This window comes from Nostoc sp. 'Peltigera membranacea cyanobiont' 232 (genome assembly GCF_002245985.1).
Lineage (GTDB): Bacteria > Cyanobacteriota > Cyanobacteriia > Cyanobacteriales > Nostocaceae > Nostoc.
The window spans coordinates 35,573-47,916 of record NZ_NOLK01000006.1 but is presented as its reverse complement, the minus strand read 5'-3'; the positions used below and the strand labels follow the sequence as shown (position 1 = coordinate 47,916).

Sequence of the window (12,344 nt, the reverse complement as noted above, 5' to 3'; positions counted from 1 at the left end):
TTATCTTAAGGAGTGAAAAGTGGAAAAAAATACTTTTGCGACATCAGCTTATATTGCAACTTCACCAGAGAACGCCTTTAACTATCTTTGTAGTTTAAAAAACTTAGATGAATGGACGCTTTATAGTCGGATGAAAGAGCAAATTGACGAAGATACCTGGCTGGGAACTGCATCTGGTTATCACAAAAATCTCTATTATCACGTTAAAAAACTAGAAAATCCACTTTTCTACGGCATTGAATGGCACTGTGGATTAGAGTATCAAAAGTATTATCAAGTTTACCCTGTTTTGCTATTTCCCACCGACTATATTGAACCAGGGACAGATGAAAAAGGTGTGTATTTTCATTGGTTAAGCTTTGTCGATCCCAAACGACAGACTCAGATGATTATGCAGGGAATTCATACAGTACACACTTCTGAATGTCGTTCTCTCAAAGGTAATTTAGAACGTAAGGCTGGTCTGACCTCAGCAGCGAAAGGAAGTCACTTTATTGATACAGACACCATCTATGTTGATGCCCCAATTGAAATCGGCATTGAATACTTAAAAGACTTAAAAAATGTAGATGAGTGGGCGCATTTACTCCGTCCAAATGGTGATATAACTTCCGAATCAGGTGAATTCAAAGATGAATATGACCAAAAAGTAAAAGTTTCTGTACGAGTTCATAGTCTGAGTAAATACTACTTGCTTGAACAAGAGCATTTTTATCCAGACTACGAATATTATCAGCGTTCTGTAGCTTTACTTATCCCAACCGCATACTCTTTCGCTGACCCCGAAGCTTCTGGTTTTATTTTGCATCGAATTACATTCTGGAAAACAGATGGAACTGTTAGTCACGGCAAACTTCAAATTGAAGACTTTGGTGCTGAAAGTATGAACATCAAACGTTTACTCGAAGCCAAAGCTGGCAATCTAAAATCATTTGACCGGGGAATGAGCTATCTACCAAAAATTCAAGAATCCCTAGTTACTAACTAAAACGTCTGCGTTCCTTTGCGCTTCCCTCAGCGCTCCTCTGCGTTTAAAATTTCCCCCTCAATTCCCTGCAACACATGAAACTAAAACAACTTACTATTACCATCTTTACCTTTTGTGTTGCCGCCTTTTCTGGAATGAAAGCTGCATCAGCCACATCCTTTTCAGTCATCGCCGACGGACTATATAATGCCGGAGGTCTGAGCTTTGGGCCTGATGGTAATCTCTATGTTACAGAGGCGGGAATCGGGGGAAGTGGAGGTTGCGTTCCACCAGCAAGCGGTCAAGGCGATTCATTATGTTATGGCGCAAGTGGAGCAGTTACTAAAATTGAGAATGGTAAAACCGAACGCATACTTACAGGACTTCCTTCCTTAGCATTACCAGATGGGACTGGAGGCGCTGGCCCTCGTGACATCAAATTTGATGCTACAGGTAAACCTTATGTTCTGATTGGGTATGGGGCGAATCCAACCTTTCGCGATCGCAATTTAGGTTACACTGACCTCGGTAAAATCATCGCTCCCGATTTTAATACCAACTCTTGGACGACTATTGCCGATTTAGCTAACTATGAACTCGCCAACAATCCCGATGGTGGTGATGTCGGTAGTAATCCCTTGGGTTTTGCAATAGATGGCAATAAGTTAGTTGCAGTTGATGCAGGTGCAAACGACTTACTCAGCGTTAATACTGATGGTAGTAATTTGCAAGCTATTACTACATTCCCTGAAGACATATTAGCTAATCCCATCTTTCCACCCTCTGGTACTCCATCCAATGAACCTGCACAAGTGCCATCTCAAGGTGAAGAGGTGCGATCGCCTACGGCGGGGCTTCGCCCATCGCAGTTTGCAACCCAAGCAGTCCCCTCAAGTGTGACCAAAGGCCCTGATGGTGCTTATTATGTCAGCCAATTTACTGGTTTTCCCTTCCCTGAAGGTGGGGCAAAAATCTATCGAATTGGTGCTGATGGGATACCAACAGTCTTTGCGGATGGTTTTACCCAACTCACAAACTTGAAATTTGATCCTGAGGGCAACTTATATGCTTTGCAGTACGCCAATCAGTCAGCCTGGAAGGGTAATCTGGATGGTTCTGTCATCAAAATAGCTCCCGATGGGACACGCACAACTCTGCTGAGTGGCAATGGATTAGAGTCACCTAGCGCTCTGACTATTGGTGCTGATGGTGCAGTATACGTCACCAACCGAGGCGATCGCCCAGGATTTGGGCAAGTTCTCAGAATTGAGAATACCAAATCTATCCCTGAACCTGATTCTGTTTTAGGCGTATTAGCGATCGCAGCCTTGGGCGTTGGTTGGTTGCACAAGAAGAGAAGCCCCATTACTAATTTGTAATTACGGATTGTTAATGGAGTCTTGGCACTCAAGTAAAGAGTTTCAAACCAATTGTGCGTTTCTCTAAGGCTGAGATTCGTTGTTTTAAAACGATAAAGTTTTCCACTTACTTAACACTCAATCTCCAAAGGTATGAAACTCAAATCATTTACTCTTACACTTTTGACTGTTTGTATTGCTGCCGTATCTGCACCCAAAGCTGCCGAAGCTGCAAGCCTAACGGTAGTTGCCGATGGTCTTAGTAATCCACGCGGCATCGGCTTTGATTCTAGCGGCAATCTTTATGTTACAGAAAGTGGTTCTGGCGGCGATGGAAAAGACGGAAGATGCATTGCATCACCTAGCGCCGGATATATTCCTTTATGTGCTGGTCAGAATGGCTCCCTGCTCAAAATTGCTCAGGACGGGACGAAAACAAGTATAATTTCCAACCTGACTTCTTTAGCATTATCGCCTTCTGGAGAACAAGCAGCCGGGCCTGCGGATATCAAATTTGATTCTCTAGGTAACGCTTATCTTTTGACAGGTCTTGCAGGCGATCCAACCAACCGTGATACCGTTTTAAAATCACCTGACCTCGGTAAATTATACAAAGTAGACTTAAAAACTGGGGGGTTGACAACCCTTGCAGATTTTGGAGCTTATGAAACTGCATTTAATCCTGATGGTACTGATATAATTTCCAACCCCTATGCTTTTGCAATTAAAGACGAGACTGCTTACGTAGTTGATGGAGGCGGAAACAGTATATATACTGTGGGACTCGATGGCAGTGGTATTAAGAACGTCGCCGCAGTTCCTGAGAAAGTGATAGATAGAAGCAAACTGGAATTCCCCGATCTTGGGCCTGGTGTAGATCCATCTACGCTTCCCATAACACAGCAATCAGTACCGACTGGAATTGCGATCGCTCCAGATGGCAGTTTAACAGTCAGCGAATACACTTATTTTCCCTATCCAGAGAAAGAAGCACGGATCTTTAGCTTTGACCCTAATACCTTGCAATCAAAAGTTATTGACGATGGCTTTACACAACTGACCGGCGTAGCTTATGACCCTGACGGCAACTTATATGCCTTGCAACACATCAATCATTCCGAATGGAAGGAGATTCAACAGGGCGGTATTATCACTGGCGATATTAGTGGTTCTTTAATCAAAATAGGCACTGATGGGACTCGTGAAACTATCTGGAGTGGTGATGGACTAGAAGCTGCTTCTGGTATCACTTATGGCCCTGATGGTGATTTATATATCTCAAATCGAGCCAGACTTGCAGGAACAGGACAAGTTATCAAGATCGATCCCAGAGTAACCAAAGTCCCCGAACCCAACTCGGCAATAGGTCTGATAGTTGCTGGTGCTTTAGGTGCAACTTCAATGCTGAAGCGCAAACGCAGCAAAGAATTAGCTAACGCAGAGATTATCTAATTCCTGATAAAGCTTACAGAATAGGCTGCTGCCTCACAGAGAAAGTTGCATTTCAAACAAGAGGCAGCAGCCCAAATTTTAGAGTTCCCAAACTGGAACTGGGAACAAAATTTGTATAGGAAAGAGTATAACTCATACAACCAAGACTTAAAACTCATGGGATTAGTCAAAAATTTCTCACTTGCTATTCTCGGTGCTGGATTCACCGTCTTAGCAACATCTATCCAAGCCAAGGCCATAACATTAACTTACAACAGTAGCATTGGTAGCCCCGGCTTTGGCCCTGGGCAACTCTTTGTTCCCCAAGGCATAACGGTAGATAACTCCGGGAATATCCTTGTAAGTAACGGTCGCGGTCTTAACCCAGACGGCACTTTTAACCCAAACATTGGTAACAAGGTTGAAGTATTTAATCCTCAAGGTAATTATATTGGAGCGATCGGTAAGGGCGGCAAAGGGGCTGGAGAATTCGACGAGCCATCAGCCCTAGAAATCGATCCGCAGACTGGGAATTTGTATGTAGGAGATGTTTTTAACAACCGCGTTAATGTCTACAATCCTCAGGGTAACTTTATTAACTCATTTGGTGAGTTTGGCGGTTTAATACCAGGTAGAGCTTTCTTTGGCCCATCGGGTGTGACATTTGACAAAACTGGCAATGTGTATATTGGTGATTTTAGCGGCGACAAAATCAATAAATACACTAAGGATGGCAAACTAATTGGTAGCATTGGCACATCTGGAACTCAACCAGGGCAGTTTGAAGGGCCAGCAGGTCTAAGAATTTCCCCGGTTAGTGGCAATTTTTATGTTAGCGACCAATTTAACAACCGCGTCCAAGTACTCGATCCTGAAGGTAAATCTCTGTTCACATTTGGCAAACAAGGCAGTGGCGATGGAGAGTTCAATCAGCCAATTGGCCTAGAAGTGGATGAGTTTGAGAATATTTATGTGGCTGATTCTATCAACAGCCGCGTCCAAGTATTTGATAAAAACGGTAATTTCCTGACTGCTTATGGTAAAGCTGCCGCAGCAGCACCTCCTCAACTAGGTCAGCCACCCTTTGGCGATCCCCTCGACCTCACACCAGGCACATTTAACTGGACGGGTGGCACAAGCTACAAAAATGGCAAGCTTTATGTGGGCGATTTCTTCCAAGGTCGCGTCCAAGTATTAAACGTAGAAGGTAGAACTCAAGTGCCTGAACCTAGTTCAGCATTGGGTTTAGCATTGCTTGGATTTGGGGCTGCTACCGTCACATTGCGGAAACGTGGGCAACAAAAGCCAGTCTTCAGTTTAGAAAAGGAACTGCAAAAACAGTGCTAAATAATTACTAATTCGTAGTTTCGTAGGGTGCGTTATGCGGTTGGCTAACGCACCATCTCAATAATTTCGGTGCGTTACGCTTCGCGGTAACACACCCTACGAAAGTTTCAGCCAATGAGTAGAAAGCAAATATTATCAAGGTGCTTCCAGGAAATTAACAGTTCATGCACATTCTGATTTATTCATACAACTATCATCCAGAACCAATCGGTATTGCACCTTTGATGACTGAACTAGCAGAAGGGCTGGTGAAGCGGGGACATCAAGTGCGGGTAATCACAGGTATGCCTAACTATCCTCAGCGTCAGATTTACGACGGCTATCGAGGTAAGTTATATGTTACCGAACAAAAAAATGGTGTCAAAATTCAGCGTAGTTACCTGCGGATTAAGTCTAAACCCAACCTCGTAGACCGATTACTGCTAGAGTTGAGTTTTGTATTTACAAGTTTGCCACAAGCCCTCAAGGGTGAGCGACCTGATGTAATTCTCTTAACAGTACCGCCGTTATTAGTTTGTTTACCTGCAACTTTGATAGGTTGGCTATACAACTGCCCAGTAGTGCTGAATGTGCAAGATATTCTCCCGGAAGCTGCTGTGCGTGTTGGGCTAATTAAAAATAAGTTGATGATTCAAGCTCTGGAAGCTTTAGAAAAATTTGCTTACCGAACTGCACATACCATTAGCGTAATTGCCGATGGCTTTGTAGATAATCTCATAAATAAAGCTGTACCTGCTAATAAAATTGCCTGCATTCCCAATTGGGTGAATCTAAATTTTATCCGCCCTTTACCGAAGGAGAATAACTCTTGGAGAGCTACCCATCAACTCGATGCTAAATTTGTAGTGCTTTATTCAGGTAATATTGCGCTCACACAAGGTTTGGAAACAGTAATAGAAGCAGCAGTCCGTTTGCGTCATCTAAAAGAAATTGTCTTTGTCATAGCAGGGGAATCACAAGCCCTCGAAAGGTTGCAAAAACATTGTCTTGCTTGTGGTGCAGATAACGTTTTACTTTTAGCATTGCAACCGCGAGAAAAACTACCGCAAATGTTAGCAGCCGCAGATGTAGGGTTGATTGTACAAAAGTGCAATGTGATTTCCTTCAATATGCCTTCTAAAATACCACTGTTGTTAGCCAGTGGTCGCCCGATTGTGGGTTCAGTTCCCGCCGCCGGGACTGCTGCCAAAGCCATCAGAGAAAGTGGCGGTGGCGTTATCGTTGAGCCTGAGTCAGCAGATGCTTTGGCTGCGGCGGTGCTGGATTTATATAATCAGCCGGAATTAGCAGCACAATTAGGGCGTAAAGGAAGAAAGTTCGCAGTAGAAAACTATTCCTTTGAGCAAGCGCTAGACCGGTATGAAGAGTTATTTGCTGATGCGATCGCTAAAAGAGCAACAAACTTGGATATCTTACCAGAAATAAGTTCTAAGGAATCACTTGTTGATATTTGAAAATTGGAAGAAAAATGCCTTTGAAATCCTCTTATTCAGATCGGCTTAAAAAAACTGACCAGAGCTTGATCGCCTTATTGAGCGATCGCATATCATTATTAGCAGCATCAGAATTCCCTTCTTTAGATGAACAACTGGCTGATGTCGCTCCCCTACTCGCTTTCTTAGCACAAGCAAAAGTGGACATAGAACAGAGTTTAACAATGTCAACTCCTAACTATCGTCAAGAAATTGATATTGTGAGACGTTTGTTTTCCCAAAATCCTCATTTATGTGTTGATATTATGCTAGCTACAGAAGAAAGGTGTAATGCAATTAGCTTTTTAGCTAATACTTATGGCCGATTGGCGAGACTGGTAGTTAATAAAGATAGAGAAGCATTAATTAAAGAGTTTGAAAATACTCAAAGTTTTTTTGAAGGGAAAATTAATAGTTTTCTACAGCCTTTAAATACAACGGGTATCCAAAGAGATTTTAAACCACAGAATATTGGCATTTGAATAAAAATTCTGTATTAGGAACGAACCGCAAAGGGCGCATAGACGCGGAGCGGCTTCCCGCAGGGTAGGACACAAAGGAAGAAAGAGAGAGAGGCAATAAAATTTGGCGCATCCTCATCAATAAATGAGATGAATAACAAAAACTATGCTGATAGACATCTTTCACGATCCAGTTTGCCCTTGGTGCAGAATTGGAAAAAAGCATCTGTTTGATGCACTGGCACAATGGCAAGAACAAGAAGTATATATCCGATGGCATCCCTTTATTCTTGACAATACTGTTCCTGCTGACGGGTATGAATTTCGTAGCTTTATGCGGAATAGAAAAGGTATCAAAGCGGAAGAACTGCAACATCTGTTTGATTCTACGCGACGCGCAGGTGAGGCGGCTGGAGTTAAGCTAGATTTTGACAAAATCCGATTGGCTGTCAATACTAAGCTTTCGCACCGACTGATTACACTCGCACCCACAAAGGTAAAAAACGATGTCGTAGAAGCTATTTATAAAGCTTACTTTGAAGACGGTTTGGACATCGGAGATATTGATGTTCTTATCGCTATAGGTACAGCTTACCAAATGGATTCTAGGGAATTACAGCTGCAATTGAGTGATGATGCTGCGGGTAAAGCTTTTGTGGCTGAATCAATATTTGCTCGGCCGAATAGCATCAATAGTGTGCCGTTCTTCATTATCAATAATAAAGTCAATATAAATGGTTCTCACTCGGTAGAAATGTTCCTACAAGCTTTGAACCGTGCCGCACTTTTAGATATATCAGCAAAAATATGATAGTCGAAATCAAGCAAAAAAGTAGATTAATTCATCAACGTGTTTCGGTTACTTTTAACTATGAGGTTTACTTCACCCAAAATTTATTTGAGTTGAAAAACCCCACGCTAGCGCAAGTGATTACAGGAGATGGGGAGACAAAGCCGAAGAAATTAGTTGCGGTGGTAGATGCAGGAATATTAAAGTCTCAACCTGAATTGGTAAAGCAATTAGTTGCGTATACCAAGTTTTATGGAGAGGTACTAGCGATCGCAGCCGAACCCATGATAATTTCGGGAGGAGAAGCTGCCAAAAACGATCGCACTTTAGTAGAGCAAATCCAGCAACTGATTGAAACAGCCGGATTATGTCGCCATTCTTATGTGTTAGCCATCGGGGGCGGGGCGGTATTGGATTTGGTAGGATACGCTGCTGCAACTGCTCACCGGGGAATTCGTCTAATTCGGGTTCCAACAACGGTGTTAGGGCAAAATGATTCTGGGATTGGGGTAAAAAACGGCATCAACGCCTTTGGTAAAAAGAACTTTCTCGGCACATTTGCGCCACCTTATGCAGTTATAAATGACTCTGCGTTCTTGACAACCCTAGACGATCGCGATTGGCGTTCTGGGATTGCAGAAGCCGTGAAAGTAGCGCTGATTAAGGATGCTAACTTCTTTGATTTTATCCACTCTCATAGCAAAGCCCTTGGGCGGCGAGACATGGCTCCTATGCAACAGCTTATCTATCGTTGCGCCCAATTGCATTTAGAACATATTGCTAATAGCGGCGATCCTTTTGAAATGGGTTCCTCTCGTCCCCTCGATTTTGGACATTGGGCGGCTCATAAACTGGAGCATTTGACAAATTATCGCTTGCGTCATGGCGAAGCTGTTGCGATCGGTATTGCTTTGGATAGCACCTATTCTTATTTAATAGGATTGCTTGATTGCTCAGAATGGCAACGAATATTAAATACTTTATCGGCGTTGGGTTTCACTTTGTATGTGCCAGAACTAGCTGAAAAATTATCACAAGTAGAACATCCTGATTGTTTGTTTCGGGGTTTAACTGAATTCCGCGAACACTTGGGTGGAGAATTGACTTTAACGTTGCTAAAAAGTATTGGAAAAGCAATTGAAGTTCATGAGGTGAATTTGTTGGTGTATAGGCAAGCAATATCACTGTTACGGGAGTTTTAGGAGGGAATTTTAAACGTAGAGGAACGCTGAGGGAAGCGCCAAGTAATACAGAGAGTTGACATTAATTTTTGAAGCAACATACTACTTTTGATGGAGGCGGATATTTCAAAATAATGTGTCTAACGAGAGTACTAGATAAGCAGTATAAAAAACGAATAAATTGACACCAGATCGAAAAATTATTCAATATATTATCTGCTTGATATCTAGTACTCTTAAATAAGAAGCGAAAAGTTTTTAATTACATCCTCTACATATATATGAATCCGGTTTTCTGAAAATATATGTAGGATGTGTTAGCACGGAGAGTACGGCATCAAACCCTTGATAACAGTCCCTTACAAACTCCGTTCTAAGAGGATGTTTGAAAAGTCTTCTTTTTGGTATCAAAAGTTTTAGATCCCTCTAAATCTCCCGATAAATTGGGAGACTTTGATTCCGGTTCTCCCCTTTTTAAGGGGGGTTAGGGGGGATCTAAAAGTGCCTAAAATCACAGCAAAACACTTTTCAAACAACCTGTAACACACTCTCCAATACCTAAATTTTGTTCAAAAATCAAATATTAATCCTACTATATAGGATTCCGGTTTGATTTCTGAAAAGATACGTAGGGTGTGTTAGCGACAGCGTAACGCACGAAACCCTTGATAGTGGTGCGTTACGAACTTCGTTCTAACACACCCTACATACCTAATTTTGTTCAAAAATCAAATAGGAGTCCTATATATAGGATTCATTTAAGTAAGCAGTTATAAATCAATATAACTATGTAAGGAAAAGTAAAAGCGGTGAAAACCTTGTGATTGCTTCACTCCACTTCATTGCGTTCGCAATGACATAGTTATAAATTTTCTCACCTACCTACTTAGATTGATGTCATACCATCTAAATTTGTTACTAATTCACAAATACAGCGCTTTTTAAGTAATTTAACTACACTCCTCACTACTTTTCATTTCCTACTAATAATTATGATTTTTGATTCTCGTTCCTACAAAACCCTTGGTGGTGTAAGTGTTTCTCGCTCCATCACCGAAGTGAAGATGGATACTGCCCTCGAAGATATTCTGTTTCACTTAAATTCTCAGCGTGGCGGCTTGCTAAGAAGCAGCTACGAATATCCAGGTAGATATAAAAGATGGGCAATCGGATTTGTCAATCCACCATTGGAATTGAGTACACAAGAAAATGCTTTCAAATTGATAGCGTTGAATGAACGCGGTCAAGTACTTCTACCATTACTATTAGAGTGTTTATCCAACTCAAGCCAACTTGAGCAAGTTACCCTAGACAATAATAATATTGTCGGCTTTGTTAAAGCTACGAAGAGATTATTTACTGAAGAAGAACGCAGTAAACAACCTTCAGCATTTACAGTTGTCCGCGAAATGCTACACACTTTCTCTAGCCAAGAAGATGAACATTTAGGATTGTATGGGGCTTTTGGTTATGACTTAGTTTTTCAGTTTGAACCAATTACCCAACGTCTAGAACGTCCTACAGATCAGCGCGATTTGGTGCTTTATCTGCCGGATGAATTGATAGTTGTTGACTATTATCAGCAAAGCGCATTTCGTCTCCAATATGATTTTGAAACAGCAGATGGCAATACAAAGAATCTGCCTCGAACAGGTGAGTCTATTGATTATCGCGGCAAACATCTTCTGTCAAATCAAACTGCTGACCATCAAGTAGGTGAGTATGCAAAAAAAGTTGAGTCTGCACTCGATTATTTCCGCCGAGGCGATTTATTTGAAGTTGTTCCTAGTCAAAACTTTTTTGAAGACTATGAAGATGAACCCAGCAAACTATTTGAAACTTTAAAGGATATAAATCCTAGTCCTTATGGGTTTATTTTTAATTTAGGTGGAGAATATCTGATTGGCGCATCTCCAGAAATGTTTGTGCGAGTTGAAGGGAAGCGGGTAGAAACTTGTCCCATTAGCGGCACTATTAGCCGGGGACTAGATGCTCTCGATGATGCGGTGCAAATTCGTCATTTACTTAACTCCCACAAAGATGAAGCTGAGTTGACCATGTGTACTGATGTCGATCGCAATGACAAATCCCGAATCTGCGAACCTGGCTCAGTCCAAGTGATTGGTCGTCGCCAAATTGAATTATACAGCCATTTGATTCATACAGTGGATCATGTTGAGGGTATACTGCGATCGCAATTTGATGCCCTAGATGCCTTTCTTTCTCATACGTGGGCGGTTACAGTCACCGGCGCACCCAAAAAAGCCGCCATAGATTTTATTGAACAGCATGAACGTAGCGCCCGCCGTTGGTATGGTGGCGCAGTCGGCTATTTAAATTTCAATGGCAATTTAAATACTGGATTAATTCTGCGGACAATCCGATTAAAAGACTGCATCGCCGAAGTGCGAGTTGGGGCGACTGTTCTTTATGACTCCATACCCCAAGCAGAAGAACAAGAAACAATCACCAAAGCTGCTGCTTTATTTGAAACGATTCGCCGTGTTAAACAAAGCAGTCAGAAACTTGATGAATCTAGTTCTATAAAATCAGCTAAAATCCTCCCAAGAGCGGCAACTGGCAAACGCATCTTACTAATAGACTATGAAGACTCATTTGTTCATACATTAGCTAATTACATTCGCCAAACTGGTGCAAGCGTCACCACACTCCGTCATGGTTTCTCGGAATCGCTATTCGATACAGAACGCCCTGACTTAGTTGTTTTATCTCCTGGCCCTGGTAGACCAAGTGATTTTCGCGTTCCCCAGACTGTCGGTGCCCTTCTTCATCGCAAAATTCCTATTTTCGGAGTTTGTCTAGGACTGCAAAGCATCGTTGAAGCTTTTGATGGAGAATTGGGAGTTCTCGACTATCCCCAACATGGTAAATCCTCACGGATTTTCGTCACCGATTCTAATTCCGTGACCTTCAAGAATTTACCACAATCTTTTACTGTGGGTAGATATCACTCATTGTTTGCCCTACCGCAACGTTTGCCAAAAGAACTGAAGGTGACAGCGATTTCTGATGACGACGTAATTATGGGTATTGAACATCAGACACTTCCCATCGCCGCCGTTCAGTTTCATCCAGAATCAATCATGACTCTAGCGGGAGAAGTCGGTTTGGAAATCATTAAAAATGTGGTGCGTGCATATACGCAAACTAAAGAGTCATTAGTCATTGGTCGAATGGCACTAAGTTAAGCTGAAGGGTATGCAGCGTAAGGATTGCAGAGGAGCAGAGGAGCAGGGGGGCAGAGGAGCAGAGGGGCAGAGGGGAATTTCTAAGTATCCGAACGCAATGCTTAAAACTTCTTCTTTCTCCCCTGCGC

9 protein-coding genes are annotated in these 12,344 nt (G+C 42.2%); all 9 read left to right on the top strand.

Annotated elements, in window-relative coordinates:
- The first annotated feature begins 19 nt into the window (after nt 1–19).
- On the top strand, nt 20–988 hold the full coding sequence (gene scyC / locus CDG79_RS03495) for a scytonemin biosynthesis cyclase/decarboxylase ScyC (protein WP_094340745.1): 969 nt from the start codon (nt 20–22) through the stop codon (nt 986–988).
- A gap of 74 nt (nt 989–1,062) precedes the next feature.
- Nucleotides 1,063–2,346 carry a ScyD/ScyE family protein gene (locus CDG79_RS03490; protein ID WP_094340743.1) on the top strand — a complete coding sequence of 428 codons (1,284 nt, stop codon included), beginning with the start codon at nt 1,063–1,065 and terminating at the stop codon, nt 2,344–2,346.
- A 132-nt stretch (nt 2,347–2,478) separates the two neighbouring features.
- Nucleotides 2,479–3,777, top strand: coding sequence for a ScyD/ScyE family protein (locus tag CDG79_RS03485; protein ID WP_094340741.1), 1,299 nt, complete (start codon nt 2,479–2,481; stop codon nt 3,775–3,777).
- Nucleotides 3,778–3,822: 45 nt separating this feature from the next.
- Nucleotides 3,823–5,103 carry a scytonemin biosynthesis PEP-CTERM protein ScyF gene (scyF, locus tag CDG79_RS03480; RefSeq protein ID WP_308737888.1) on the top strand — a complete coding sequence of 427 codons (1,281 nt, stop codon included), beginning with the start codon at nt 3,823–3,825 and terminating at the stop codon, nt 5,101–5,103.
- 164 nt (nt 5,104–5,267) lie between these two features.
- Nucleotides 5,268–6,557 (top strand): glycosyltransferase family 4 protein, encoded by a 1,290-nt coding sequence (locus tag CDG79_RS03475; RefSeq protein ID WP_094340738.1) that lies wholly within the window; start codon nt 5,268–5,270, stop codon nt 6,555–6,557.
- Complete coding sequence (locus CDG79_RS03470) at nt 6,554–7,057, top strand: prephenate dehydrogenase dimerization domain-containing protein (protein WP_223277998.1); 504 nt, start codon at nt 6,554–6,556, stop codon at nt 7,055–7,057. The genes CDG79_RS03475 and CDG79_RS03470 overlap by 4 nt, the downstream gene beginning before the upstream one ends.
- A gap of 145 nt (nt 7,058–7,202) precedes the next feature.
- Complete coding sequence (locus tag CDG79_RS03465; protein WP_094340732.1) at nt 7,203–7,847, top strand: DsbA family oxidoreductase; 645 nt, start codon at nt 7,203–7,205, stop codon at nt 7,845–7,847.
- Nucleotides 7,844–9,028: a 3-dehydroquinate synthase gene (locus tag CDG79_RS03460; RefSeq protein ID WP_094340729.1), complete on the top strand. Its 1,185-nt coding sequence runs from the start codon at nt 7,844–7,846 to the stop codon at nt 9,026–9,028. The genes CDG79_RS03465 and CDG79_RS03460 overlap by 4 nt, the downstream gene beginning before the upstream one ends.
- Nucleotides 9,029–9,999: 971 nt before the next feature.
- Complete coding sequence (locus tag CDG79_RS03455) at nt 10,000–12,216, top strand: anthranilate synthase (protein WP_094340726.1); 2,217 nt, start codon at nt 10,000–10,002, stop codon at nt 12,214–12,216.
- The last annotated feature ends 128 nt before the right edge of the window (nt 12,217–12,344 follow it).

What these genes read in the sequence shown, in the direction of transcription:
- CDG79_RS03465 (WP_094340732.1), top strand. Translation starts at nt 7,203, where the DNA reads ATGCTGATAGACATCTTTCACGATCCAGTTTGCCCTTGGTGCAGAATT.
- CDG79_RS03490 (WP_094340743.1), top strand. Translation starts at nt 1,063, where the DNA reads ATGAAACTAAAACAACTTACTATTACCATCTTTACCTTTTGTGTTGCC.
- CDG79_RS03475 (WP_094340738.1), top strand. Translation starts at nt 5,268, where the DNA reads ATGCACATTCTGATTTATTCATACAACTATCATCCAGAACCAATCGGT.
- CDG79_RS03460 (WP_094340729.1), top strand. Translation starts at nt 7,844, where the DNA reads ATGATAGTCGAAATCAAGCAAAAAAGTAGATTAATTCATCAACGTGTT.
- CDG79_RS03485 (WP_094340741.1), top strand. Translation starts at nt 2,479, where the DNA reads ATGAAACTCAAATCATTTACTCTTACACTTTTGACTGTTTGTATTGCT.
- CDG79_RS03455 (WP_094340726.1), top strand. Translation starts at nt 10,000, where the DNA reads ATGATTTTTGATTCTCGTTCCTACAAAACCCTTGGTGGTGTAAGTGTT.